The organism is Pseudomonas sp. LB1P83, assembly GCF_054897885.1.
In genome coordinates, this window is the sequence record NZ_CM142709.1 from 4,668,663 (window position 1) to 4,693,809 (window position 25,147).

Here is a 25,147-nt window from a genome sequence, read left to right on the forward strand (position 1 = left end):
TCATCTGGAGGATCACTGTAATGACCACGGAAAAAGTTAAGTACGGCGTACATTCCGAAGCCGGCAAACTGCGCAAAGTCATGGTTTGCTCCCCCGGCCTGGCCCATCAGAGGCTGACCCCGAACAACTGCGACGAACTGCTTTTCGATGATGTGCTGTGGGTCGCCCAGGCCAAGCGTGACCACTTCGACTTCGTCACCAAGATGCGTGAGCGCGGAGTCGACGTGCTGGAAATGCACAACCTGCTGACCGACATCGTCGCCATCCCTGAAGCCCTCGACTGGATTCTGGAACGCAAGGTCACCGCCAACTCGGTGGGCCTGGGTCTGATCAACGAAGTGGGTTCGTGGTTGCGCAGCCTGGAGCCGCGCAAGATCGCCGAGTTCCTGATTGGCGGTGTTTCCGCTGACGACTTGCCGGACAGTTTCGGCGGCAAGACCATCCAGATGTTCCGCGACTTCCTCGGCCACTCCAGCTTCATTTTGCCGCCACTGCCCAACACCCAGTTCACCCGTGACACCACCTGCTGGATCTACGGCGGCGTGACGCTGAACCCGATGTACTGGCCCGCGCGTCGTCAGGAAACCCTGCTGGCCACCGCCATCTATAAATTCCACCCACAGTTCACCAACGCCGACTTCGAAATCTGGTACGGCGACCCGGACCAGGAACACGGCAGCTCCACCCTTGAAGGCGGCGACGTGATGCCGATCGGCAACGGTGTGGTGTTGATCGGCATGGGCGAACGCTCGTCCCGCCAAGCCATCGGCCAACTGGCGGTGAACCTGTTCAAGAACAAAGCCGTCGAGAAAATCATCGTCGCCGGCCTGCCGAAATCCCGCGCGGCGATGCACCTGGACACGGTGTTCAGCTTCTGCGACCGCGACCTGGTGACGATCTTCCCGGAAGTGGTGAACCAGATCGTCGCCTTCACCCTGCGCCCTGATGAAGGCAAACCGGGCGGCATCGACATTCGCCGCGAAGAAACCAACTTCCTCGACACCGTGGCCAAGGCCCTGAATCTCAAAGCGCTACGCGTGGTGGAAACCGGCGGCAACAGCTTTGCCGCCGAACGCGAGCAGTGGGACGACGGCAACAACGTGGTGGCCGTGGAGCCGGGCGTGGTGATCGGTTATGACCGCAACACCTACACCAACACCCTGCTGCGCAAGGCCGGTGTGGAAGTCATCACCATCAGCGCCGGTGAACTCGGACGCGGCCGTGGCGGCGGCCACTGCATGACCTGCCCGATCATCCGCGACCCTATCGACTATTAATTCCTGTGCCCTGCTTCGCGCTTATAAAGCGTGAAGCAGGCGGATAACCGAAACCAAAGGAGATCCAATCATGGCTTTCAACATGCGCAACCGCAGCCTGCTCTCGCTGATGCACCACACGACTCGCGAGCTGAACTACCTGCTGGACCTTTCCCGCGACCTCAAACGCGCCAAATACACCGGCACCGAGCGTCCACACCTGAAAGGCAAAAACATCGCGCTGATCTTCGAAAAAACCTCGACTCGCACCCGTTGCGCCTTCGAAGTCGCGGCCCATGACCAGGGCGCCCACGTCACCTACATCGACCCGGTGTCATCGCAGATCGGCCACAAGGAAAGCATGAAAGACACCGCCCGCGTGCTGGGCCGGATGTTCGACGCCATCGAGTACAGGGGCTTCGAACAGGAAATCGTCGAGGAGCTGGCCAAGTTCGCCGGTGTACCGGTGTTCAACGGTTTGACCGCTGAATTCCACCCGACGCAAATGATCGCCGACACCCTGACCATGCGTGAGCACAGCGACAAGCCGCTGCACGACATCAGCTACGCCTACCTCGGCGACGCGCGCTACAACATGGGCAACTCGCTGCTGATGATCGGCGCCAAACTCGGCATGGACGTGCGCATCGCCGCACCCAAAGCCTTGTGGCCGCACGCTGATTTCATCGCTCAGTGCAAAGCCTTCGCCGAAGAAAGTGGCGCGCGCATCACCATCACCGAAGACCCGAAAGTAGCGGTCAAGGGCGTGGACTTCATCCACACCGACATCTGGGTGTCGATGGGCGAGCCGGTGGAAGCGTGGGACGAGCGCATCGAGCAACTGCTGCCGTACCAGGTCAACGCCGACATGATGAAAGCCTCTGGCAATCCACGCGTGAAGTTCATGCACTGCCTGCCGGCGTTCCACAACAGCGAAACCAAGGTCGGCAAAGACATCGCCGCACGCTACCCGAACCTGGCCAACGGCGTCGAGGTGACTGAAGAAGTCTTCGAATCGCCGGCCAACATCGCCTTCGAGCAAGCGGAAAACCGCATGCACACCATCAAGGCGATCCTGGTGTCGGCGCTGGCGGATATCTAACGGCCTGCGCTCCCCCTGTAGGAGCCGGCTTGCTGGCGATGGCATCGCCACGGTGTATCAGACAAACCGCGGTGATGCCATCGCCAGCAAGCCGGCTCCTACAGAAATACGGTTTCGACGAAGACCGAGTCACCTCATTCAGAAGGACTGCATTATGCGTATCGTCGTTGCTCTGGGCGGTAACGCCCTGCTCCGCCGTGGTGAACCCATGACCGCGGACAATCAACGCGCCAACATCCGGATCGCCACCGAACAAATCGCCAAGATCCATGCCGGCAATGAACTGGTGATCGCTCACGGCAATGGCCCGCAGGTGGGCCTGCTGTCGCTGCAAGCTGCCGCCTACACCTCGGTTTCGCCTTATCCGCTGGACGTGCTCGGTGCCGAAACCGAAGGCATGATCGGCTACATCATCGAACAGGAACTGGGCAATCTGCTCGACTTCGAAGTGCCGTTCGCGACCCTGTTGACCCAGGTTGAAGTCGACGCCAACGACCCGGCCTTCCAGAACCCCACCAAACCCATCGGCCCGGTCTACGCCAAGGCCGAAGCGGAAAAACTCGCCGCCGAAAAAGGCTGGGCGATTGCTCCGGACGGCGACAAATACCGTCGTGTGGTGGCCAGCCCGAGACCGAAACGCATCTTCGAAATCCGCCCGATCAAGTGGCTGCTGGAAAAAGGCAGCATCGTGATTTGTGCGGGCGGCGGTGGCATCCCGACGATGTACGGCGCCCACGGCAAGCTGCAAGGCGTGGAAGCGGTGATCGACAAGGACCTGTGCTCGGCGCTGCTGGCCGAGCAGCTGGAAAGCGATCTGCTGGTGATCGCCACCGACGTCAACGCGGCGTTCATCGATTACGGCAAACCCACCCAGAAAGCCATCGCCCAGGCCCACCCCGACGAAATGGAAAAACTCGGCTTCGCGGCCGGCTCCATGGGACCGAAGGTCCAGGCCGCCTGCGAGTTTGCCCGCCATACTGGAAAAACTGCGGTGATCGGTTCACTCTCGGACATCGAAGCGATCGTCCAGGGCAAGGCCGGCACCCGCATCAGCACGGCGACACCTGGCATAACTTACTTGTAAGGAGAAACGTCAATGGCAACGTTCGAGCCCGGTCACTTGCACATCGAGCGCCACGCGCTGACCCCGGATGACGTCAACTACAACGTTCACCTCGACTATGAGGTCAGCAAGAACGACAAAGGGGAAAAGGGCATCCAGTTCACCCTGCATGGCAGCATTCAGGGCAAGGACATGTCAGAGCCCTTCTTTCTGCCCAAGGCGGAGGCTTACAACTTCGCCAACAACGTGACAAAAATCGCCGAGAAATACGGAATCCCGAAGTCACATAGCCAGATCGGTTCGGTTCACAAGCATTACGATTTAATGTTTGAAGACATCCGCAAGCAGCTGGATATGAAATCCGGCGACCCGGTGAACCTCGAGAACTTCGAGTAACCCACGGTCCCTGTGAGCGAGCCTGCTCGCGATGACGGACTTTCATTCGCTATGGATGGCGACTGAAAGACTGCGACCCACGACCTGTAGGAGCGAGCGGGCGGCGATCCGACTTGCCCGCGAAGCTTTTAGCGGTCTTGATGACCTCTTCGCGGGCAAGTCGGATCGCCGCCCGCTCGCTCCTACGGGTTGAACACACGTATTTCACCATTCGCCCGCCCCAAGGCATACTTGCCACCCTCCGCACGTCAGATTAAAAAACCGCCCCATGCGTATCCACGTCAGCTTCATCGACCGCGTCGGCATTACCCAGGAAGTCCTGGCCCTGCTCGGTGGGCGTAATCTCAATCTGGATGCGGTGGAAATGGTCCCGCCCAACGTTTACATCGACGCCCCGACCCTGAGCCCGCAAGTGCTCGAAGAGCTGCGCGATGCGTTGCTCAGCGTGCGTGGCGTGCAAGCGATGACGGTGGTCGACATCCTGCCCGGGCAACGTCGGCACTTGCAGCTCGATGCACTGCTCGCCGCCATGACCGACCCGGTGCTGGCCCTGGACAGCGCCGGCAAGGTGTTGCTGGCCAACCCGGCGTTGATCGCTTTGTATGGTCGTGAACCGGCGGGTGAAAGTGTCGCGGATCTGTTTGCCGATCCAGCGCTGCTTGATGCCCTGCTGGAACACGGCTTTCGCCTGCCGCTGCGCGAGATCACCGTCAACGGCCAGACCCTGCTGCTGGACGCCACCCCGATCACCGACGCCGGCGCCCTGCTGACCCTGTATCAACCGAACCGCATTGGCGAACGCCTCTCGGCGCTGCACCACGACCATGCCGAAGGTTTCGACGCGTTGCTGGGCGAGTCCCCGGCGATTCGTACACTCAAGGCGCGCGCCCAGCGTGTGGCGGCACTGGATGCACCGTTGTTGATCCAGGGCGAAACCGGCACCGGCAAAGAACTCGTTGCCCGGGCCTGCCACGCCATCAGCGCCCGGCACAGCTCGCCGTTCCTGGCGCTGAACTGCGCGGCACTGCCGGAGAACCTCGCTGAAAGCGAACTGTTCGGCTATGCCCCCGGCGCCTTCACCGGCGCACAACGGGGCGGCAAACCGGGGCTGATGGAACTGGCGAACCAGGGCACGGTGTTTCTTGATGAGATCGGCGAGATGTCGCCGTACTTGCAGGCTAAGTTGCTCCGTTTTTTGAACGATGGCAGCTTCCGTCGGGTGGGCGGTGATCGCGAGGTTAAGGTCAACGTACGGATCCTCAGCGCGACTCACCGCAACCTGGAAAAAATGGTCAGCGAAGGGTCGTTCCGCGAAGACTTGTTCTATCGCCTCAATGTCCTGAATGTCGAAGTCCCGCCCCTGCGCGAACGCGGCCAGGACATCCTGCTGCTGGCGCGCTATTTCATGCAGCAGGCCTGTGCGCAGATCCAGCGTCCGGTCTGTCGCCTGGCTCCAGGCACTTATCCTGCGCTGCTGGGCAACCGCTGGCCGGGCAACGTGCGGCAATTGCAGAACGTGATCTTCCGCGCGGCGGCGATCTGCGAAAGCAGCCTGGTCGACATCGGCGACCTCGACATCGCCGGCACTTCCGTGGCGCGCCAGAGTGACAGCGACGTCGACAGCCTGGAGCAGGCGATGGAAGAGTTTGAGAAGACCCTGCTGGAAAAGCTGTACGTCAGCTATCCATCGACCCGGCAACTGGCCAGTCGGTTGCAAACGTCCCACACCGCGATTGCCCATCGGTTGCGCAAGTACGGCATTCCCAATAAGCCCTGAAATCGCCCAGACACACCGTGACCCCCTGTGGGAGCCAGCCTGCTGGCGATTGCGGTGTGGCAGGCAAAAAAGATGTCGACTGACAGAACCTAATCGCCAGCAGGGCTGGCTCCCACAGGTTTTGTATCCGGCCTGAAAACCTGCTTAAAAACGACCTCCATCTGTACTGAAAGCGCTACAGCGGAACGATATCGCTACACCCTCTCCCGATCACCGCTGCGCAAGGCTTTGATCCACCTAGGCTTTTTTCTTTGCTTGCTGCTGTAGCGATTTCGCTACAGCCATCAATTCTCTACCCGCCGAATAACAACTTAACCAGTTGATTTATAACGATAAAAAAACATTGGCCGCGATTTTGCTTAGTAACCCGCCATAAAGCAGGGCTTTAGCCCAAGCATTCCATCGCGTCCACCAGACGAGTCTGGCCCCCTTAGGAGTTTCCATGAGCGAATTGCGTTTTACTGAAGATCACGAATGGCTGCGCACCGAAGCTGACGGCACCGTCACCGTCGGCATCACCGCTTTCGCGCAGAACGCCCTGGGCGACGTGGTTTTCGTACAACTGCCTGAGCTGCAGTCCTACGACAAAGGCGCCGAAGCCGCCACCGTGGAATCGGTAAAAGCTGCCAGCGGCGTGTACATGCCACTCGACGGTGAAGTGCTGGAAGTGAACCCGGCACTCGACAGCAGCCCTGAACTGGTCAACGAAGACCCGATGGGTGAAGGCTGGTTCTTCCGCTTCCAGCCAAGCGACGCCTCGGCGGTCGCCAAACTGCTGGATCAGGACGCCTATGACCGTCTGATCAAAGCCAACGCCGAAGCCTGAGGAGCGCTGACATGACTCAAGTAAACCTGACCACCGCCAACGAATTCATCGCCCGCCACATCGGCCCGCGTTCCGGCGACGAGCAAGCCATGCTCAACAGCCTCGGTTTTGATTCCCTGGAAGCCCTGAGCGCCAGCGTCATTCCCGACAGCATCAAAGGCACCAGCGTGCTCGGCCTCGAAGACGGCCTGAGCGAAGCTGATGCCCTGGCGTTGATCAAATCCATCGCCGGCAAAAACCAGCTGTTCAAGACTTACATCGGCCAGGGCTACTACGGCACCCACACGCCGTCGCCGATCCTGCGCAACCTGCTGGAAAACCCGGCCTGGTACACCGCGTACACCCCGTACCAGCCGGAAATTTCCCAAGGCCGTCTCGAAGCGCTGCTGAACTTCCAGACCCTGATCAGCGACCTGACCGGCCTGCCGATCGCCAACGCCTCGCTGCTGGATGAAGCCACCGCCGCCGCCGAAGCGATGACCTTCTGCAAACGCCTGAGCAAGAACAAGGGCAGCCACGCGTTCTTCGCCTCGGTGCATTGCCACCCGCAGACCCTCGACGTGCTGCGCACCCGTGCCGAGCCGTTGGGCATCGACGTTGTCGTGGGTGATGAGCTTGAACTGACTGACGTGACGCCGTTCTTCGGCGCCCTGCTGCAGTATCCGGCGAGCAACGGTGACGTCTTTGATTACCGCGAACTGACCGAACGCTTCCACGCCGCCAACGCGCTGGTCGCGGTCGCCGCCGACCTGTTGGCCCTGACCGTGCTGACCCCGCCGGGCGAATTCGGTGCCGACGTCGCCATCGGCAGTGCGCAACGCTTTGGCGTGCCACTGGGCTTCGGTGGCCCGCACGCGGCGTACTTCTCCACCAAGGACGCGTTCAAGCGCGACATGCCGGGTCGTCTGGTCGGCGTCTCCGTGGACCGTTTCGGCAAGCCGGCCCTGCGCCTGGCCATGCAGACCCGCGAGCAACACATCCGCCGCGAGAAGGCCACGTCGAACATCTGCACCGCGCAAGTATTGTTGGCCAACATCGCCAGCATGTACGCCGTGTACCACGGTCCGAAAGGCCTGACGCAGATCGCCAACCGCGTGCATCACCTGACCGCGATTCTGGCCCAAGGCCTGAAAGCAATCGGCCTGAACGTCGAACAAGAAAGCTTCTTCGACACCCTGACGATCAAGACCGGCGCCAACACCGCCAAGCTGCACGACCAGGCTCGCGCCCAGCAGATCAACCTGCGCGTGGTGGATGCTGAACGTCTAGGCCTGTCCCTTGATGAGACCACGTCGCAAGCTGACGTGGAAAACCTGTGGTCGCTGCTGGCCGACGGCAAAGCGCTGCCGGACTTCGCCGCCCTCGCAGCGATCGTGGTCAGTACCCTCCCGGCCGCACTGGTTCGCCAGTCGCCAATCCTCAGCCACCCGGTGTTCAACCGCTACCACTCGGAAACCGAGCTGATGCGCTACCTGCGCAGGCTCGCCGACAAGGACCTGGCCCTGGATCGCACCATGATCCCGCTGGGTTCGTGCACCATGAAACTCAACGCCGCCAGCGAAATGATCCCGGTGACCTGGGCTGAATTCGGTGCCCTGCACCCGTTCGCCCCGGCCGAACAAAGCGCCGGTTACCAGCAATTGACCGATGAACTGGAAGCGATGCTCTGCGCCGCTACCGGTTACGACGCGATCTCGTTGCAACCGAACGCCGGTTCCCAAGGTGAATACGCCGGTCTGCTGGCGATCCGTGCTTACCACCAAAGCCGTGGCGAAGACCGTCGCGACATCTGCCTGATCCCGTCCTCCGCCCACGGCACCAACCCGGCCACCGCCAACATGGCTGGCATGCGTGTGGTCGTAACGGCTTGCGATGCCCGTGGCAACGTCGACATCGAAGACCTGCGCGCCAAGGCCATCGAGCACCGCGAACACCTCGCGGCGCTGATGATCACCTACCCGTCGACCCACGGCGTGTTCGAAGAAGGCATCCGCGAAATCTGCGGCATCATTCATGACAACGGCGGCCAGGTGTACATCGACGGCGCGAACATGAACGCGATGGTCGGCCTCTGCGCCCCGGGCAAGTTCGGCGGCGACGTGAGCCACCTGAACCTGCACAAGACCTTCTGCATTCCGCACGGCGGTGGCGGCCCGGGCGTTGGCCCGATTGGCGTGAAATCGCACCTGACCCCGTTCCTGCCGGGCCACGCCCAGATGGAACGCAAGGAAGGCGCGGTCTGCGCGGCACCGTTCGGCAGCGCGAGCATTTTGCCGATCACTTGGATGTACATTCGGATGATGGGCGGCGCGGGTCTCAAGCGCGCTTCGCAACTGGCGATCCTGAATGCCAACTACATTTCCCGTCGCCTCGAAGAGCATTACCCAGTGCTGTACACCGGCAGCAACGGGTTGGTGGCGCACGAATGCATCCTCGACCTGCGTCCGCTGAAAGACAGCAGCGGCATCAGTGTCGATGACGTCGCCAAGCGCCTGATCGACTTCGGCTTCCACGCCCCGACCATGTCGTTCCCGGTGGCCGGCACGCTGATGATCGAGCCGACCGAAAGCGAATCCAAGGAAGAACTGGACCGCTTCTGCGACGCCATGATCCGCATTCGCGAAGAAATCCGCGCGGTGGAAAACGGCACGCTGGACAAGGACGACAACCCGCTGAAAAACGCACCGCACACCGCTGCGGAAATCGTTGGCGAGTGGACGCATCCGTATAGCCGTGAGCAAGCGGTGTACCCGGTTGCGTCGTTGATCGAAGGCAAATACTGGCCACCGGTCGGTCGCGTCGACAACGTGTTCGGTGATCGCAACCTGGTTTGCGCTTGCCCGTCGATCGAAAGCTACGCTTGATCTATAGGGGCGGGTTCACTCGCCCCCACAAGGACACACCGACTTTGTAGGAGCGAGGCTTGCCCGCGAAGCTTTTAGCGGCCGTGATGGCCTCTTCGCGGGCAAGCCTCGCTCCTACAGGTTTGGGGTGCGCCTCATAACAAGAAACCGGAGAACAACCATGTCGTTAAGCGTGTTCGACCTGTTCAAGATTGGCATCGGCCCCTCCAGTTCTCACACCGTCGGCCCGATGCGTGCCGCTGCACGTTTCGCCGAAGGCTTGCGCCGTGAAGGGCTGTTGGCGGCAACCACCTGCGTCAAAGTCGAGCTCTACGGCTCACTCGGCGCCACCGGTAAAGGCCACGGCAGCGACAAAGCCGTGTTGCTCGGCCTGGAAGGCGAACACCCGGACACCGTGAACACCGAAACCGTCGCCGCCCGTCTACAAGAGATTCGCGGCAATGGTCGCTTGAACCTGCTCGGCGAACACAGCATTGCGTTCAACGAGAAAGAACATTTGGCGATGATCCGCAAACCATTGCCCTATCACCCCAACGGCATGATCTTTCGCGCATTTGACGCCGCCGGCCTGCAGATCCGCAGCCGCGAGTACTACTCGGTCGGCGGCGGATTCGTGGTCGATGAAGACGCCGCCGGCGCCGACCGCATTGTCGAAGACGCCACGCCGCTGACCTTCCCGTTCAAAAGCGCCAAGGACCTGCTCGGTCATTGCGCCACATACGGCTTGTCCATCAGTCAGGTGATGCTGACCAACGAAAGCGCCTGGCGCCCGGAAGCGGAAACCCGCGCCGGCCTACTGAACATCTGGCAAGTGATGCAGGACTGCGTCGCCGCCGGTTGCCGCAATGAAGGGATCCTGCCGGGTGGCCTGAAGGTCAAACGTCGGGCCGCCGCTTTGCATCGGCAACTGTGCAAGAACCCGGAATCGTCATTGCGAGATCCGCTGTCGGTGCTGGACTGGGTCAACCTGTACGCCTTGGCGGTCAATGAAGAAAACGCCAACGGCGGACGCGTGGTCACTGCGCCCACCAACGGCGCCGCGGGCATCGTCCCCGCGGTGCTGCATTACTACATGCGCTTCATCCCCGGCGCCACCGAAGACGGCGTCGTCCGCTTCCTGCTGACCGCCGCCGCGATCGGCATTCTCTACAAGGAAAACGCCTCGATCTCCGGCGCCGAAGTCGGGTGTCAGGGTGAGGTCGGCGTGGCCTGTTCCATGGCGGCCGGCGCCTTGTGCGAAGTGCTGGGTGGCAGCGTGCAGCAAGTGGAAAACGCTGCCGAAATCGGCATGGAACACAACCTCGGCCTGACCTGCGACCCGATTGGCGGGCTGGTGCAAGTGCCTTGCATCGAGCGCAACGCCATGGGCTCGGTGAAAGCCATCAATGCGGTGCGCATGGCCCTGCGCGGCGACGGTCAACACTTCGTCTCCCTCGACAAGGTCATCCGCACCATGCGCCAGACCGGCGCCGACATGAAAAGCAAATACAAGGAAACCGCCCGTGGCGGTTTGGCGGTCAACATTATCGAGTGCTGATGCTCACGCGCATCCGCACACTTTTCAGGAGCTGAATATGTCCACCGAACAATTGCTGAAAACCCCACTGCACGCGCTGCACATCGAACTCGGTGCGCGCATGGTGCCATTCGCCGGCTACGACATGCCGGTGCAATACCCGCTGGGCGTGATGAAAGAACACCAGCACACCCGTGATCAGGCCGGGCTGTTCGATGTTTCGCACATGGGCCAGATCCGCCTGACCGGCGCCAATGCCGCCAAGGCCCTGGAGACATTGGTACCGGTGGACATCATCGACCTGCCGGTGGGCATGCAGCGCTATGCGATGTTCACCAACGAAACCGGTGGCATCCTCGACGACCTGATGGTCGCCAACCTGGGTAACGACGAACTGTTCCTGGTGGTCAACGCCGCCTGCAAGGATCAGGACCTCGCGCATCTGCAAAAGCACATCGGCGAACAGTGCACCATCGAACCGCTGTTCGAAGAACGCGCGCTGCTGGCCCTGCAAGGTCCGGCCGCGGTCACCGTGCTCGCGCGCCTGGCGCCTGAAGTGGCGAAGATGACCTTCATGCAGTTCACCCGCGTGAAACTGGTGGGTGTCGAGTGCTTTGTCAGCCGTTCGGGCTACACCGGTGAAGACGGTTTCGAAATCTCCGTACCGGCTGCCAACGCCGAAGCCCTGGCTCGCGCCCTGCTGGCCGAACCTGAAGTGGCGGCGATCGGCTTGGGTGCTCGCGATTCGCTGCGCCTTGAAGCCGGCCTGTGCCTCTATGGCCACGACATGAACACCGAGACCACCCCGATCGAAGCCAGCCTGCTGTGGGCCATCTCCAAGCCACGTCGCGCCGATGGCGCAAGGGCCGGCGGCTTCCCTGGCGCCGAGACGGTGTTCGCTCAACAGCAAGCCGGCGTCAGCCGCAAGCGTGTGGGCCTGCTGCCTCAGGAACGCACGCCGGTGCGTGAAGGCGCAGAAATCGTCAACGAAGCGGGCGACATCATCGGTGCCGTTTGCAGCGGTGGTTTCGGCCCAACCCTCGGCGCTCCATTGGCCATGGGTTACCTCGACAGCGCTTACATCGTGATCGACACCCCCGTATGGGCGATTGTTCGTGGGAAAAAGGTGCCTTTGCTTGTAAGCAAAATGCCATTTGTTGCACAACGCTACTATCGCGGTTGATTGACTGTTTCTATAAGTAACGCGGTTGCGTTAACAGTGCACTAATGTGTAACGCAACCGCCATAAAACAGTGCATACCTTATCGGCAAGCTTCGATAATGAACGTTGCTTATAACGTTCGAAAACAATTGAACAACCCTATCGAATAAGCCGGCACTAGTGGACACACTACTGCCATCAACCTGAGCAAAACCGGGCCTCTCGCAGGGCTTGTTTTTTCTCCCGTAGTTGGCGTAGAGTTTGTTCACTGTGTTTGCATGGGTCGCTTGGAATCGTGACCTGGGCAGTAGCCTACAAGTTAGCTACATCCCGTTCGACGTCTTCTTACTCTCCTGCAACCAGCCCCAGTACTCTTTCACAAGAAGGAGGCTGTCATTAATTTTGCGTCATAGGAAATAAGAAATGTCCCAACGTCAGAGCGGTACCGTCAAGTGGTTTAACGACGAGAAAGGTTTTGGTTTTATCACTCCAGAAAGCGGTCCGGATCTGTTCGTGCATTTCCGCGCTATTCAGGGCAACGGTTTCAAGAGCCTGAAAGAAGGCCAGAAAGTGACGTTCGTTGCTGTGCAAGGCCAGAAAGGCATGCAGGCTGACGAAGTACAAGCAGAAGGCTAATCTTCTGTAACGAAAAAGCCCCTGATGCTGACATCAGGGGCTTTTTTGTGTGCGTAAATCCGTAAAATGGCTTCTTTTTCCGCCCAGAGGCTGCCATGTCGAAACACCTGCTCAAACCCGAGGGCGAGTTCCCCGCCGCCAGCCTGGGTCGTCGTCTGGCAGCGATGTTCTATGACTTCCTGTTGTGTACCGCCCTGCTGATCGTCACCAGCGGCGTTTACAAGATGATCCAGATGGCAATCATCGGCGAAGACAAAATGCGCACCCTGACCGAAGCCGGCGCGCTGGACGGTGATCCCCTGCTGTCGACGGTGCTGCTGTTCGTGTTGTTCGGTTTCTTCGCCAAGTTCTGGACCTGGTCCGGTCAGACCCTGGGCATGCAGGTGTGGTGCATTCGCGTGCAGAACGCTGATGGCTCATCGATCAGCTTGTGGCAGGCGTTGCTGCGCTTTGTGGTGTCGATCGCTTCGCTGTTGTGTGGTGGGCTTGGGTTTTTCTGGTCGCTGTTCGATAAACAGAAACGCAGCTGGCATGACATGTATTCCAACACGCAACTCGTGCGCATCCCGAAGAAGACCAAATAAATTCGCACAGCACAAATCATTGTAGGAGTGAGACCGGCTTGCCGGCGATAGCGGTCTGTCAGTCAACACGCATGTGACTGACAGACCGCTATCGCCGGCAAGCCGGTCTCACTCCTACATTTTTTGTGATTCAGGCGTTACCGGCAAGCTTCATCCGGGCGGCCTGTGTGAAGTCGAGCATCCGCTTCAACGGCCGAATAGCCTGCGGAATCAGCGCCGGATCAACGAAGATCTCGTTCGTCCCTTCTTTCAAGCACTTCAGCGTGCGCTCAAGGGTATTCATTGCCATCCACGGGCAATGTGCGCAACTGCGGCACGCTGCGCCGTTACCGGCCGTTGGGGCTTCGATGAAGACCTTGTCCGGGCACAGCTGCTGCATCTTGTAGAAAATGCCGCGATCGGTGGCCACGATCAGCGTCTTGTTCGGCAGACTCTGCGCCGCCGCAATCAACTGACTGGTGGAACCGACGGCGTCCGCCAGTTCGATCACCGAGGTCGGCGACTCCGGGTGCACCAGAATGGCTGCGTCCGGGTACAGCGCCTTCATGTCTTCGAGCTGCTTGGACTTGAACTCCTCGTGAACGATGCAGGCACCGTCCCACAGCAGCATGTCCGCGCCGGTCTGGCGCTGGATGTAGGTGCCCAGGTGCTTGTCCGGGCCCCAGATGATGGTTTCGCCGTTATCCATCAGGCTTTCGACGATCTCCAGCGCGCAGCTGGACGTCACCACCCAATCCGCACGGGCTTTGACCGCCGCCGAGGTATTGGCATACACCACCACCGTACGCTCCGGATGCTGATCGCAGAACGCCGAGAACTCATCCACCGGGCAACCCAGGTCCAGCGAGCAGGTCGCTTCCAGGGTCGGCATCAGAATGCGTTTTTCAGGATTGAGGATTTTGGCGGTTTCGCCCATGAACTTCACACCGGCGACCAGCACGGTCTTGGCCGGGTGAGCACTGCCGAAGCGAGCCATCTCCAGCGAGTCGGAGACGCAACCACCGGTTTCTTCGGCCAGGGCCTGAATCACCGGATCGCAATAGAAGTGAGCAACCAGCACCGCGTCCTGAGCCTTGAGCTCGGCAGCGATGGCGGCACGGTAAAAAGCTTCCTCCTCGACGGTCAGCGGCTTGGGCTGCTTGGCGTCGAGGTGGGCTTGAACCAGAAGGCGTTCGGAAATCTGCGTCATGTTCGCAAGACCTGCAGGCGCTTTCGCGCGAAAGTCGAGTATACACCCGGCTCCGGACCCTTCAGGGTACCGCCGGGAGAGTGAGTATCATCAGGCACGGACAGCGTTGAAGATGCGCAAGGCTACAGAATATCCGAGGGATGCAAAAGATGATTCTGACCTGCGTCACGCGGTGCAGCCCCGCGCCGAGCCGAGCTCAAATCGCGGGCAAAAAAAAATCCGGAAATCCTCACTTGCGTGGGCCTTCCAGACTTTTAAAACTGCTACAAAAATGGTGGGTCGTGTGGGATTCGAACCTACGACCAATTGGTTAAAAGCCAACTGCTCTACCAACTGAGCTAACGACCCGCTGTGTGGTGGCGCGTATAATACTGATTTTTAAGGACTATTCAACACCTAATTCGAAATAAATCAAAAATAAGGTGTTGGGTCGCTCACGCCGGCCGCTGCAAAGCCTTCTGCACGCAGTCGGCAGCTGTCGCATTTGCCGCAGGCGTAGCCTTTATCGTCTGCCTGATAGCAGGAAACAGTCAGCCCATAATCGACCCCCAGCTTCACGCCTGCCTGGACGATCTGCGCCTTGCTGAGGTTCTGAAGTGGCGCCTGGATACGGAAGCCGTTGCCCTCTACACCGGCCTTCGTCGCCAGATTGGCCATGCGTTCGAAGGACTCGATGAACTCGGGACGGCAGTCCGGGTAACCGGAATAATCCACTGCGTTGACGCCGATAAAGATGTCACGCGCGCCGAGCACTTCAGCCCAACCCAGCGCCAGGGACAGAAACACTGTGTTGCGTGCTGGCACGTAAGTCACCGGAATACCTTCGCCCGCCTCTTCCGGCACGTCGATGCTGGTGTCGGTCAGTGCCGAACCGCCGATACCGTTGAGGTTCAGGCCGATCACCTTGTGTTCCACTACACCCAAATCCCGGGCGACACGTTCGGCTGCGTGCAGTTCGGCGTGAGAGCGCTGACCGTAATCGAAGCTCATGGTGTAGCAGCTGTAGCCTTCTGCGCGGGCCATGGCCACGACCGTCGCGGAGTCGAGGCCGCCGGACAGCAGGATGACCGCACGTTTTTCAGCAGTGTTCAGTTGTTCAGTCATCTCAGCGCCCCGGCTCGTCATTCCAAAGATATTTATGCAGCTGCAATTGCAGGCGCACTGGCAGGTTGTCCGCCACCACCCAGTCAGCCAGGTCCCGCGCATTCAGGTCATGGTGGCTTGGCGAGAACAGCACTTCGCCGGCACGCTTGTCGAGGCCGTACTGAATCAGCTTGGACACGGCCCAGTCGTAGTCTTCCCGCGAGCAGATGACAAACTTCACCTGGTCGTTGGGCGTGAGCAGTTCGATGTTCTCGTAGCGGTTGCGGTGGGCTTCTTTCGAACCCGGGGTTTTCAGATCGACGACGCGACTGACCCGGGAATCTACCGCCGAGATGTCGAGAGCACCACTGGTTTCCAGCGACACTTCGTAACCGGCGTCACACAACTGCTTGAGCAATGGGATGGCGTTGGGTTGTGCCAGCGGCTCGCCACCAGTGACACACACGTAACGCGGACGGAAACCGGCCACTTGCTCGAGGATGTCGTCGAGTGGGCGAACGGTGCCGCCGGTGAACGCGTAGGCGCTGTCGCAATATTGGCAACGCAACGGGCAACCGGTCAGGCGCACAAAAACAGTGGGCAGCCCGGCAGTCCGCGTTTCACCCTGTAACGAGTAGAAAACTTCGGTGATTCTCAATGTGTCTTGCATAGTCGCCACGGGCATAACAGCTAAACAGGCTGTCCGCCTCCGTCAGGCACTTCAAGGAACCCCGCCACCGCGTAGATCCCAAAAAGCGTGTTTCATAAAAAGGGCGTGAATTCTAACGAAAAAACCCGCGACTGGCGCGGGTTTCTTCGAAACAGGTCAAGCAACCTTACATTTTCTGCAGGTCACGCTGAGCCAGCTGAGCAGCGGAGGTGCCCGGATATTGGGACACGACCTGCTGCAGAATGCCTTTGACCTTGTCGGTATGACCCAAGCGGCGTTCTACGTCAGCGAGCTTGTACAGCGAGTCAGGCACTTTAGGGTGCTTGGGGTACAGCTGCGAAACCTTGGCAAACGCCTGACCTGCACCTTGCAGATCGCCTTTGGCCAGGTTCACTTCGCCCAACCAGTACTGGGCATTGCCCGCGTATTGGCTGTTCGGGTACTTGCGCAGGAACGCGGCAAAAGCCTGGCTGGCCTTGTCGAAATCCTTGGCCTTGATCAGGTCGAAGGCTGCATCGTAGTACAGTTTTTCCTTCGCCGGATCAGCCGGCTCGGTACCCGCGGCAGGCGCTTGAGCGGCGGCCGCTCCTGCACCTGCGCCAGCTGCTGCACCGGGGGCATTCAAACTGCCACCGGCGGAAGAATTATCAGGAGTCGCGGCTGGTGCAACGCCGGTTCCTATGCGCCGATCAAGATCCTGATATCGCTCCAGGTTCTCTTGCTTCATGCGCGCTACATCATTTTGCAGTTCTTCGATCACACCCTGTTGGCGCGAGATCTGATCCTGCATGGATTGCAATTGGTTGAACAGCTGGCCCTGTGCCGAGACAGGGGTCGAAACCCCTCCCCCGGCATAGGCGCCGTTCGTACCGTAACCCGCAGGCGGATTACTAGTCCCGCTATTGTTATAGCCGGAGTCGTTATCGACCACAGGAACCGCAGCCCACACCGCAAGCGGTGCGAGGCTGAGAGCCAAAACAGTTACAGCACGACGGCACGTTCGCATGACGAATTACTTACGCAGTTCGACGCGACGGTTTTGAGCCCAGGACTGCTCGTCGTTGCCGGTAGCAACTGGACGCTCTTCGCCGTAGGAAACCAGTTCCAGCTGAGCTGGGGAAACACCTTGCAGTACCAGGTAGCGCTGAACGGCTTTCGCACGACGCTCGCCCAGTGCCATGTTGTACTCACGAGTACCACGTTCGTCGGTGTTGCCTTCCAGAACAACGCGAGCGCCGTTTGCTTTCAGGTCTTTGGCGTGAACGTCCAGAGCGCGCATGGCTTCTGGCTTCAGGTCCGAGCTGTCGTATTCGAAGTAGAAGGTGGTGATTGCGCGCAGAGCAGCTTCTTCGCTCAGGGAACCGTCAACGGCACCAGTGTTTGCGCCGTAACCAGCGTTTGGATCAACAGCGCCTTCACCGGCGTTGTCGCCGCCTTTGGACGAGCAACCTACAGCTACAGCCATGGCCAGAGCCAGCGCAGCAAATTTACCAAACTTCAGCATTTCCATCGTGAAACTCCTAATGAACCCCAGTGTGTTAAGTACAACGTGTAGCGCCGCGTCAGTTCAGGAAAGGGGACCAGGAAGGTTCTCTGACTTCGCCTTGTGCGGTAGGAAGCGGGAGCCTTACGCGTCCATTAATGGACACGAGCATCAAGACTCCCCGGCCCTGCTGGCGGGTGGCGTAGATTACCATGGTGCCGTTGGGCGCAACAGTAGGTGACTCGTCCAGAGTGCTATCAGTGAGGATCTTTACACTACCTCGCTGCAAATCCTGGGCCGCCACCTTGAAATTAGTGAAGCCATCCTGGCGGTGAATCATCACCAGGGTCTTTTCATCAGCCGAAAGTTTAGGGTTGGCGTTGTAGTTACCAATAAAGGTCACACGTTCCGCACCGCCACCACCGACGCTGGTTTTGTAGATCTGTGGCTTGCCGCCACGGTCGGAGGTGAAGTAGATGGTCGAACCATCCTTACCCCAGAACGGTTCGGTATTGATGCCGGGACCGTTGGTGACGCGAGTGATCTGACGCGACCCCAGGTTCATCACGTAGATGTCCGGGTTACCGTCTTTGGACAGTACGAATGCCAGGCGATTGCCATCCGGCGACCAGGCGGGTGCGCCATTCAGGCCTTCGAAGTTGGTGATCTGCTCACGGCGACCGGTGTCGATGTTCTGCATGAAGATACGCGGACGCTTCTGCTCGAACGAGACGTAAGCGATGCGCTTGCCATCCGGTGCGAAACGCGGCGACAGGATCGGCTCGCGCGATTGCAGCAGGGTCACGGCGCGGGCACCGTCATAGTCCGAGCGTTGCAGCGTGTAGCGCGTGTTCTTCTCGGAGAAACGTTCAGCCGTCACGTACAGCAGACGTGTCGAGAACGCACCTTTAATGCCGGTGAGTTTTTCGAACGACTGGTCGGCGATGTAGTGCGACATGTCGCGCAGTTGATCGACGCTGCCCGACACGCTGCCGGTCAGCACTTGCTGCTCGGTGGCGACGTTGAACAGAGCGTATTGAACCTGCAGGCGACCGCCCGCTGGCACGATGCTGCCGACCATAATGTACTGAGCGTTGATCGCCTTCCAGTCACGGAAAATGATTTCGCTGGCCTGGCTCGGCTGGCTGATCATGTTCTGCTTTGGAATCGGCGCGTAGTAACCCGAGTTGCGCAGGTCGTTGCCGATGATTTCGGCCATGTCATCCGGCAGTACGGTGCCGCCCTGGAAACCGAATGGCACTACGGCAATTGGAGTTGCCTGGGAGCTACCACTGCTGACCAGGATATTTTTTTCATCTGCGGTGGCCAGTCCTGCAAAGCAGAACATGACTACAAGCAGTCCTCGAAGAAGGTTTCTCACAAGGCTAGATCCTCAGGTGTGAATGTCATCTTGAATGAACGATAGGGTGCGAAATCAGCTGGCTTCAGACCCTGCATTTCGGTCAATCGACCAATATTTTTTACCGCCGCTACCGCTGAACTGTCGAACGGTGCATCTCCGCTGGATTTGGCAACCGATACGCCGGAGATTGTTCCATCAGGCAGCATGTTGATTTGCAGGATCACTTTCATGCCCTTGCGGGCCGACGGTGGCTGCGCCCAACCTTCAGAAGCACGCGAGCGAATCAGATCGTCGAAGTTACCCGCGACTTCATCGCCCTGCTCATCCGCCAAGGCCTGCTGACGCTCCGTCGTGTCGGAAAGCAAATCTGCCAGGGCCTGAGCCTTTTTCTCATCGACGGATTTACGTGCCGCTTCCTGCGATTTCTTCTTCGCAGCATCGGCAGCAGCTTTCTTCTTCGCGTCTTCGGCGACTTTCTTCTTCGCGTCTTCAGCTTCAGATTTCTTCTTGGCGTCTTCCGCGGCTTTCTTCTTCGCGTCTTCGACGATCTTTTTCTTTGCTTCTTCAGCGGCCGCTTTCTTGGCCTCTTCTTCAGCAGCTTTCTTGGCTTCTTCTTCAGATTTCTTCTTGGCTATATCAGCCAATTGTTTCTCTTCGACCTTTTTGGCTTCGGCGGTCTTCTTCGCTTCATCGGCTTTCTTGGCTTCATCAGCCTTTTTTGCCTCTTCCGCTTTCTTCGTCTCGTCGGCCTTCTTGGATTCTTCGGCTTTTTGAGCCGCATCTTCCTTCTTTTGTTCCGCGGCCTTGATCGCTTCCTGTTCGATCTTTTTCTGTTCCAACTGTTCGACTTCGGTCTGACGCGCGGCGGACTTCTTCGCTTCACCCGCAATCTTCTGATTGGTCTGGGTGGTCGCCTGACTTTTCGATTTCAGCTGGTACAAGGTCGCCTGGACAATCGGCTTGGCCGGCGGCAGCTCCGGTGTGAAGGCGAAACTGACGAACAGCATGCCGAACACCAGCACGTGCAAGACAATCGCCAGGACACTAGGCCAGAAGTAGCTTTCCGAGGCGGACGGCTCTCGCATTTGCTGCATCAGGGTGCCTCGGTAATCAAGCCAACATTACCGACCCCGGCTTTCTGCAACCCGCCCATGGCACCCATCACGGAACCGTAATCGACGGTCTTGTCGCCGCGAATGAACACCTGGGTACGCTTGCCGCCTTCAGTACCCGCGCGAATGATCTTGGTCACCGCGTCAGTCATCTGCGGCAAGGTCATGGCCTTGTCCTGTTGCTTTTCAGTGTCGACTTCGCTGCCAAGGTTCCAGTAGTAGGTCTTGTCAGACTTGATCGAAATGGTCAGGACCTGGGTGTTGTTGTCCTGCGGCAAGGCTTCGCTGGAAACCTTGGGCAGATCAACTTTCACGCCCTGATTGAGCATCGGAGCGGTCACCATGAAGATGACCAGCAGCACCAGCATCACGTCGATGTAAGGCACCACGTTCATCTCGGCAACCGGCTTGCGCTTTTTGCGAGCTCGAGCGATTAAAGCCATTGGAAATTACCTGCTTATTCTTCGCTGGTGTGCACTTTGCGGTGCAGGATCGCCTGGAATTCATCGGCGAAGGTGTAGTAACGGCCCAGCAGGGTCTCACTGCGAGCAGCAAAACGGTTGTAAGCGATAACGGCCGGGATGGCCGCGAACAGGCCGATCGCAGTGGCGATCAGTGCCTCGGCGATACCCGGAGCCACAGTGGCCAGGGTCGCTTGCTGGGCAGTGGCCAGGCCACGGAAGGAGTTCATGATCCCCCAGACGGTACCGAACAGACCGATGTACGGGCTGACGGAACCTACGGTGGCGAGGAACGGCAGGCTCTGTTCGAGCTTTTCTTCTTCGCGGGAAATAGCGACGCGCATGGCACGGGCCACGCCTTCCATGACCGCTTCCGGGTCAACGCCTGGCTGCTGACGCAGACGGGAGAATTCCTTGAAACCGGCACGGAAGATCTGCTCGACGCCCGAATCCGGATCAGGGTTGCTGCCGGCCTGACGGTAGAGTTTGGACAGGTCGATGCCGGACCAGAAGCGCTCTTCAAAGCTCTCCAGGGCACGTCGACCGGCACGCAGCAGGTTGCTGCGCTGAAAGATCATGATCCATGAGGTCACCGATGCGGCTACCAGGATCAGCATTACCAGTTGCACCACGATACTGGCATTGCTGACCAGGCTCCACATGGAGGAATGGTCGACGACGTTAGCTTCCACGCTTTATCTCCTGCTTTGAGTGTGTACCCGCGCCGCTCACGTCGGCGAAGGCCGCTCGTAGAGCTTCGGGAATGGCCCGGGGTTTTAAACTTTCAGTGCGCACACAGGCCACCAGAAACTGCCCTTCGCAGAGCAGCGCATTATCCGTGGCTCGCCTGACCTGCTGTTTAAAGCGCAGGCTGACACGGTTCAATTCGATTACTTCAGCGCTTACCAGAAGCTCGTCGTCCAGTCGCGCCGGCGCGTGATAACGCGCTTCGCTGGAATGCACGACAAACAACAGGTCCTCACCTGCCAGCGCCGACTGGGCAAAACCCAGATCCCGGAGCCGCTCGGTTCGAGCCCGTTCCATAAACTTGAGGTAATTGACGTAATACACGATGCCGCCCGCATCGGTGTCCTCGTAATAAACGCGACAACGAAGTGCGAACGGCTCAAGCCCGTTTTGCGCGCGCATACTCTAGTGCTTACTCCTCGGGTTGCCAATCCGGCCAGGCAACTGTTTTTCATTGATTCGCGGCTTTCTGGCGAAAGTACGGTCCTCAGACCGCACAAACTCCGAATAAATCAGCGCGCAAAGGTGATTAATCGTCTACGGCATCAAGGAACTCGTCTACCACGGGCATCTCGCCCATTCGTGACGGAATGTTTAAACCGAAATGCAAATACGCGTGCCGGGTGACTACTCGCCCCCGCGGCGTGCGCATGATGTAGCCCTGCTGGATCAGGTACGGCTCCAGCACGTCTTCAATGGTGTGACGTTCTTCGCTGATTGCAGCCGCCAGACTGTCTACGCCGACCGGCCCACCGTCGAACTTCTCGATCATGGTCAACAGCAGACGCCGGTCCTGATGATCGAAGCCACGCTCATCGACATCCAGCAGGTTCAAGGCCAGGTCGGCGATCGGTTTGGTGATGTGGCCCTTGGCACGAACTTCGGCGAAATCCCGAACCCGGCGCAGCAAGCGGTTGGCGATCCGCGGCGTACCGCGGGCACGACGGGCGATCTCAAAGGCGCCTTCCGGGTCCAGCGGCAAGCCGAGGATGTTCGCCGAACGGCTGACAATCGTTGCCAGGTCGGCAGTGTTGTAGAACTCCAGACGCTGGACGATGCCGAACCGGTCGCGCAACGGGTTGGTCAGCATGCCGGCACGCGTTGTCGCGCCGACCAGGGTGAACGGCGGTAGATCCAGCTTGATCGAGCGCGCAGCCGGCCCTTCACCGATCATGATGTCGAGCTGGAAATCTTCCATGGCCGGGTACAGCACCTCTTCGACGATAGGCGACAGCCGATGGATTTCATCGATGAACAGCACGTCGTGAGGCTCAAGATTGGTCAACAGGGCAGCCAGATCGCCCGGACGCTCAAGCACCGGGCCCGAGGTGCTTTTGATCGACACGCCCATTTCCTGGGCAATGATGTTGGCCAGGGTGGTCTTGCCCAGACCCGGCGGGCCGAAAATCAGCGTGTGGTCCAGGGACTCGTTACGCCCGCGAGCCGCCTGGATGAACAACTCCATTTGTTCGCGAACGGTCGGCTGACCGATGTATTCGGCCAGACTGACAGGACGAATCGCCCGGTCCTGAACTTCCTCGCGGTCGCGAGGGCCAGGCGTGGCGGTAATCAGACGATCAGCTTCAATCACTTAGATCATTCCCTTCAGGGCACGACGAATCATGTCTTCACTGCTCAAACCTTTCTCCTTGATCGAGGAAATCGCCTTGCTGGCTTCCTGCGGCTTGTAGCCCAGGGAAATCAACGCGCTGACCGCATCATTTTCGGCGGTGGCGACCGGAGCCGTATCTGGCCCCCCCGGCTGGTTCGGCACCAGGGCGAACATCGCCGGCACCGTTTCCCAGGCCTTGAAGCGATCCTTGAGTTCCACCAGCAAACGTTCGGCTGTCTTTTTGCCCACGCCCGGCACCTTGGTCAGCGCCGAGGTGTCCTGAGACTGCACGCAACGGACCAGTTCATCCACTTCCAGGCTCGACATCAAGGCCAGGGCCAATTTCGGCCCTACACCATTGAGACGGATCAACTCGCGAAAAAAGTCTCGCTCGCGCTTGCCGAAGAAGCCATAGAGTAACTGCGCGTCTTCACGTACGACCAAATGGGTGTGCAAGGTCAGCGGTTCACCGACCGACGGCAAGCGATACAACGTGGTCATGGGCACTTCCAGCTCATACCCCAGACCGTTTACATCCAGAATCAGGTGCGGCGGCTGTTTCTCAGCCAGTGTGCCGCGCAAGCGTCCAATCACGTTTCAGATCCTTGAGCGTTGGCCAGATCAATGACTGGCGACTGACAGAACAAGGGTTTTGCGCCGGCAACACAGGCGCAAAACCCTCATTCCCTAAAAATGACTGCTGATGCTATCAGAGACGCAGGCGCCCGCCACGACTGCGTGCCGTTCCCAGGCCATGCGGCAACAGGCTGGAACGGGTATGAGCATGACAAATGGCGATGGCCAGGGCATCCGAGGCATCGATTTGCGGCTTGCTGGTCAATTTCAGCATGTGCATGACCATCATCTGCACCTGCTCTTTATTGGCTGCGCCAGTGCCGGTAACGGCTTGTTTGACCTGGGTCGCGGTGTACTCGGCGATCTCCAGGCTTTCTTCGGCACCCGCGACAATCGCAGCGCCCCGGGCCTGACCGAGCTTGAGGGCAGAGTCGGCATTGCGCGCCATAAAGACTTTTTCAATGCCCATGGTCACCGGGCCGTAGGTCTGTATGACTTCACGCACACCGCGATAGACGATTTGCAGACGCTCATGCAACTCGCCGGACCCTGTGCGAATGCAGCCCGACGCCACGTACACGCAGCCACGCCCGGTATCGCGTACCACGCCATAACCGGTAATGCGCGAACCGGGGTCGATACCAAGAATTAAAGTCATAACGCCTGCGGGTTGTAATGAATTTGCGTGGCGAACCCACAACACTGCAGGAGCGAGCCTGCTCGCGATGGGCGTTAACGATAACGCGCTACACCTGAATTAGCGCGGCGCTCTCAGGTCTTTCGCGAGCAGGCTCGCTCCTACACTGGATCTTGGTCGCCCTTAACCGAGCTGTGCGGCCACGGCTTCGGGGATATCCGCATTGGAGTAGACGTTCTGCACGTCGTCCAGGTCTTCGAGCATATCGATCAGCTTGAGCACCTTCTCGGCGCCTTCCAGGTCCAGTTCGGCACTGGTGGTCGGCAGCATCACGATTTCCGCGTCATCGCCTTTGAAACCCGCGGCTTCCAGCGCGTTACGAACGGAGTAGAAACCGGCGAACGAGGTGAACACATCAATCGAGCCGTCTTCATGGGTGACCACGTCGTCGGCGTCGGCTTCCATGGCCGCCTCCATCAGTGCGTCTTCATCAATGCCCGGCGCGAAGGAAATCTGTCCCTTGCGCTCGAACAGATACGCCACAGAACCGTCAGTACCGAGATTACCGCCACACTTGCTGAACGCATGGCGAACAGCAGCGGCAGTGCGGTTACGGTTGTCGGTCATGCACTCGACCATCACCGCCACGCCGCCCGGGCCGTAGCCTTCGTAGCTCAGCTCGACCATGTCGTCGGTATCGGCAGCACCGGCACCGCGGGCAACTGCGCGATCAATGATGTCGCGACTCATGTTCGCGCCAAGGGCCTTGTCCAGCGCCAGACGCAAGCGCGGGTTGGAGCCCGGATCACCGCCGCCCTGACGGGCAGCAACGGTCAGTTCACGAATCCACTTGGTGAAAATCTTGCCCTTCTTGGCATCCTGACGTTCTTTGCGGTGCTTGATGTTCGCCCACTTGGAATGACCCGCCATAACTCGCTCCGAATTCTCTTTGAAACATTGCCCGCCGCGCACGCTGTGTCGGCCAGCAAGAAAAAAATCTCGACCTAAAGAAAAGGCGCATCCCAAAAGGAT

25 protein-coding genes and 1 tRNA gene are annotated in these 25,147 nt (G+C 59.3%); 11 read left to right on the forward strand and 15 right to left on the reverse strand.

Annotated features, from left to right (window positions below; translation table 11 throughout):
- Positions 1-20 precede the first annotated feature (20 nt).
- From arcA to ACYZTY_RS21490, 11 genes are all read left to right on the forward strand, one after another.
- Positions 21-1,277, forward strand: a complete 1,257-nt coding sequence (arcA, locus tag ACYZTY_RS21440; RefSeq protein WP_461955371.1) for an arginine deiminase — start codon at positions 21-23, stop codon at positions 1,275-1,277.
- 70 nt (positions 1,278-1,347) lie between these two features.
- Positions 1,348-2,358, forward strand: a complete 1,011-nt coding sequence (locus ACYZTY_RS21445; RefSeq protein WP_461955372.1) for an ornithine carbamoyltransferase — start codon at positions 1,348-1,350, stop codon at positions 2,356-2,358.
- Between the two features lie 154 nt (positions 2,359-2,512).
- Positions 2,513-3,442, forward strand: coding sequence for a carbamate kinase (arcC, locus tag ACYZTY_RS21450; protein WP_461955373.1), 930 nt, complete (start codon positions 2,513-2,515; stop codon positions 3,440-3,442).
- A gap of 12 nt (positions 3,443-3,454) precedes the next feature.
- A complete protein-coding gene (locus ACYZTY_RS21455; protein WP_461955374.1) occupies positions 3,455-3,817 on the forward strand; it encodes a DUF5064 family protein in 363 nt (120 codons plus the stop codon).
- 268 nt (positions 3,818-4,085) lie between these two features.
- Positions 4,086-5,594 (forward strand): sigma-54-dependent transcriptional regulator, encoded by a 1,509-nt coding sequence (locus ACYZTY_RS21460; RefSeq protein ID WP_438662221.1) that lies wholly within the window; start codon positions 4,086-4,088, stop codon positions 5,592-5,594.
- Between the two features lie 442 nt (positions 5,595-6,036).
- Positions 6,037-6,420, forward strand: coding sequence for a glycine cleavage system protein GcvH (gene gcvH, locus ACYZTY_RS21465; protein ID WP_461955375.1), 384 nt, complete (start codon positions 6,037-6,039; stop codon positions 6,418-6,420).
- 11 nt (positions 6,421-6,431) lie between these two features.
- Positions 6,432-9,284, forward strand: coding sequence for an aminomethyl-transferring glycine dehydrogenase (gene gcvP / locus ACYZTY_RS21470; RefSeq protein ID WP_461955376.1), 2,853 nt, complete (start codon positions 6,432-6,434; stop codon positions 9,282-9,284).
- 160 nt (positions 9,285-9,444) lie between these two features.
- Positions 9,445-10,821 carry an L-serine ammonia-lyase gene (locus ACYZTY_RS21475; RefSeq protein WP_461955377.1) on the forward strand — a complete coding sequence of 459 codons (1,377 nt, stop codon included), beginning with the start codon at positions 9,445-9,447 and terminating at the stop codon, positions 10,819-10,821.
- Between the two features lie 37 nt (positions 10,822-10,858).
- Complete coding sequence (gene gcvT, locus ACYZTY_RS21480) at positions 10,859-11,983, forward strand: glycine cleavage system aminomethyltransferase GcvT (protein ID WP_461955378.1); 1,125 nt, start codon at positions 10,859-10,861, stop codon at positions 11,981-11,983.
- A gap of 402 nt (positions 11,984-12,385) precedes the next feature.
- Positions 12,386-12,598, forward strand: a complete 213-nt coding sequence (locus ACYZTY_RS21485) for a cold-shock protein (protein WP_007934683.1) — start codon at positions 12,386-12,388, stop codon at positions 12,596-12,598.
- A gap of 95 nt (positions 12,599-12,693) precedes the next feature.
- Positions 12,694-13,182, forward strand: a complete 489-nt coding sequence (locus ACYZTY_RS21490) for an RDD family protein (protein WP_461955379.1) — start codon at positions 12,694-12,696, stop codon at positions 13,180-13,182.
- A 130-nt stretch (positions 13,183-13,312) separates the two neighbouring features.
- Here the strand turns inward: ACYZTY_RS21490 and nadA are convergent, their stop codons facing one another.
- The 15 genes from nadA to ACYZTY_RS21565 form a co-directional block, all read right to left on the reverse strand.
- Positions 13,313-14,371: a quinolinate synthase NadA gene (nadA, locus tag ACYZTY_RS21495; protein WP_077748706.1), complete on the reverse strand. Its 1,059-nt coding sequence runs from the start codon at positions 14,369-14,371 to the stop codon at positions 13,313-13,315.
- A gap of 272 nt (positions 14,372-14,643) precedes the next feature.
- Positions 14,644-14,719, reverse strand: a tRNA-Lys gene (locus tag ACYZTY_RS21500).
- A 63-nt stretch (positions 14,720-14,782) separates the two neighbouring features.
- Complete coding sequence (queC, locus tag ACYZTY_RS21505) at positions 14,783-15,475, reverse strand: 7-cyano-7-deazaguanine synthase QueC (protein ID WP_131059797.1); 693 nt, start codon at positions 15,473-15,475, stop codon at positions 14,783-14,785.
- A 1-nt stretch (position 15,476) separates the two neighbouring features.
- Positions 15,477-16,124 carry a 7-carboxy-7-deazaguanine synthase QueE gene (gene queE / locus ACYZTY_RS21510; protein WP_461955380.1) on the reverse strand — a complete coding sequence of 216 codons (648 nt, stop codon included), beginning with the start codon at positions 16,122-16,124 and terminating at the stop codon, positions 15,477-15,479.
- Between the two features lie 166 nt (positions 16,125-16,290).
- The gene (gene ybgF / locus ACYZTY_RS21515) at positions 16,291-17,130 is read right to left on the reverse strand and encodes a tol-pal system protein YbgF (RefSeq protein WP_461955381.1); all 840 of its coding nucleotides are present in this window, start codon (positions 17,128-17,130) and stop codon (positions 16,291-16,293) included.
- 6 nt (positions 17,131-17,136) lie between these two features.
- Entirely contained in the window at positions 17,137-17,634 is a 498-nt protein-coding gene (gene pal, locus ACYZTY_RS21520; protein ID WP_003178634.1) for a peptidoglycan-associated lipoprotein Pal, read from the reverse strand.
- A gap of 52 nt (positions 17,635-17,686) precedes the next feature.
- Positions 17,687-18,955 (reverse strand): Tol-Pal system beta propeller repeat protein TolB, encoded by a 1,269-nt coding sequence (gene tolB, locus ACYZTY_RS21525; protein ID WP_461955382.1) that lies wholly within the window; start codon positions 18,953-18,955, stop codon positions 17,687-17,689.
- Between the two features lie 29 nt (positions 18,956-18,984).
- The gene (gene tolA, locus ACYZTY_RS21530) at positions 18,985-20,064 is read right to left on the reverse strand and encodes a cell envelope integrity protein TolA (protein ID WP_461955383.1); all 1,080 of its coding nucleotides are present in this window, start codon (positions 20,062-20,064) and stop codon (positions 18,985-18,987) included.
- Positions 20,064-20,516, reverse strand: coding sequence for a protein TolR (gene tolR / locus ACYZTY_RS21535; protein WP_162556275.1), 453 nt, complete (start codon positions 20,514-20,516; stop codon positions 20,064-20,066). The genes tolA and tolR overlap by 1 nt, the downstream gene beginning before the upstream one ends.
- Positions 20,517-20,539: 23 nt before the next feature.
- The gene (gene tolQ, locus ACYZTY_RS21540; RefSeq protein ID WP_008147369.1) at positions 20,540-21,235 is read right to left on the reverse strand and encodes a protein TolQ; all 696 of its coding nucleotides are present in this window, start codon (positions 21,233-21,235) and stop codon (positions 20,540-20,542) included.
- Positions 21,225-21,692, reverse strand: a complete 468-nt coding sequence (ybgC, locus tag ACYZTY_RS21545) for a tol-pal system-associated acyl-CoA thioesterase (RefSeq protein ID WP_461955384.1) — start codon at positions 21,690-21,692, stop codon at positions 21,225-21,227. Before ybgC ends, tolQ begins: the two co-directional genes overlap by 11 nt.
- A gap of 127 nt (positions 21,693-21,819) precedes the next feature.
- Complete coding sequence (gene ruvB, locus ACYZTY_RS21550; protein ID WP_461955385.1) at positions 21,820-22,881, reverse strand: Holliday junction branch migration DNA helicase RuvB; 1,062 nt, start codon at positions 22,879-22,881, stop codon at positions 21,820-21,822.
- A complete protein-coding gene (gene ruvA, locus ACYZTY_RS21555) occupies positions 22,882-23,496 on the reverse strand; it encodes a Holliday junction branch migration protein RuvA (RefSeq protein ID WP_461955386.1) in 615 nt (204 codons plus the stop codon).
- A gap of 115 nt (positions 23,497-23,611) precedes the next feature.
- Complete coding sequence (gene ruvC, locus ACYZTY_RS21560; RefSeq protein WP_008147379.1) at positions 23,612-24,136, reverse strand: crossover junction endodeoxyribonuclease RuvC; 525 nt, start codon at positions 24,134-24,136, stop codon at positions 23,612-23,614.
- A 162-nt stretch (positions 24,137-24,298) separates the two neighbouring features.
- Positions 24,299-25,045: a YebC/PmpR family DNA-binding transcriptional regulator gene (locus tag ACYZTY_RS21565; RefSeq protein ID WP_461955387.1), complete on the reverse strand. Its 747-nt coding sequence runs from the start codon at positions 25,043-25,045 to the stop codon at positions 24,299-24,301.
- Positions 25,046-25,147 lie beyond the last annotated feature (102 nt).

Coding starts and splice junctions, on each gene's coding strand:
- arcC (WP_461955373.1), top strand. CDS start 2,513: ATGCGTATCGTCGTTGCTCTGGGCGGTAACGCCCTGCTCCGCCGTGGT.
- arcA (WP_461955371.1), top strand. CDS start 21: ATGACCACGGAAAAAGTTAAGTACGGCGTACATTCCGAAGCCGGCAAA.
- ybgF (WP_461955381.1), bottom strand. CDS start 17,130: ATGCGAACGTGCCGTCGTGCTGTAACTGTTTTGGCTCTCAGCCTCGCA.
- ruvC (WP_008147379.1), bottom strand. CDS start 24,136: ATGACTTTAATTCTTGGTATCGACCCCGGTTCGCGCATTACCGGTTAT.
- ybgC (WP_461955384.1), bottom strand. CDS start 21,692: ATGCGCGCGCAAAACGGGCTTGAGCCGTTCGCACTTCGTTGTCGCGTT.
- tolA (WP_461955383.1), bottom strand. CDS start 20,064: ATGCAGCAAATGCGAGAGCCGTCCGCCTCGGAAAGCTACTTCTGGCCT.
- ACYZTY_RS21490 (WP_461955379.1), top strand. CDS start 12,694: ATGTCGAAACACCTGCTCAAACCCGAGGGCGAGTTCCCCGCCGCCAGC.
- ACYZTY_RS21485 (WP_007934683.1), top strand. CDS start 12,386: ATGTCCCAACGTCAGAGCGGTACCGTCAAGTGGTTTAACGACGAGAAA.
- gcvP (WP_461955376.1), top strand. CDS start 6,432: ATGACTCAAGTAAACCTGACCACCGCCAACGAATTCATCGCCCGCCAC.
- nadA (WP_077748706.1), bottom strand. CDS start 14,371: ATGACGCAGATTTCCGAACGCCTTCTGGTTCAAGCCCACCTCGACGCC.
- pal (WP_003178634.1), bottom strand. CDS start 17,634: ATGGAAATGCTGAAGTTTGGTAAATTTGCTGCGCTGGCTCTGGCCATG.
- ACYZTY_RS21445 (WP_461955372.1), top strand. CDS start 1,348: ATGGCTTTCAACATGCGCAACCGCAGCCTGCTCTCGCTGATGCACCAC.
- gcvH (WP_461955375.1), top strand. CDS start 6,037: ATGAGCGAATTGCGTTTTACTGAAGATCACGAATGGCTGCGCACCGAA.
- ACYZTY_RS21565 (WP_461955387.1), bottom strand. CDS start 25,045: ATGGCGGGTCATTCCAAGTGGGCGAACATCAAGCACCGCAAAGAACGT.
- ACYZTY_RS21455 (WP_461955374.1), top strand. CDS start 3,455: ATGGCAACGTTCGAGCCCGGTCACTTGCACATCGAGCGCCACGCGCTG.
- queC (WP_131059797.1), bottom strand. CDS start 15,475: ATGACTGAACAACTGAACACTGCTGAAAAACGTGCGGTCATCCTGCTG.
- queE (WP_461955380.1), bottom strand. CDS start 16,124: ATGCAAGACACATTGAGAATCACCGAAGTTTTCTACTCGTTACAGGGT.
- tolB (WP_461955382.1), bottom strand. CDS start 18,955: ATGTTCTGCTTTGCAGGACTGGCCACCGCAGATGAAAAAAATATCCTG.
- ACYZTY_RS21475 (WP_461955377.1), top strand. CDS start 9,445: ATGTCGTTAAGCGTGTTCGACCTGTTCAAGATTGGCATCGGCCCCTCC.
- gcvT (WP_461955378.1), top strand. CDS start 10,859: ATGTCCACCGAACAATTGCTGAAAACCCCACTGCACGCGCTGCACATC.
- ACYZTY_RS21460 (WP_438662221.1), top strand. CDS start 4,086: ATGCGTATCCACGTCAGCTTCATCGACCGCGTCGGCATTACCCAGGAA.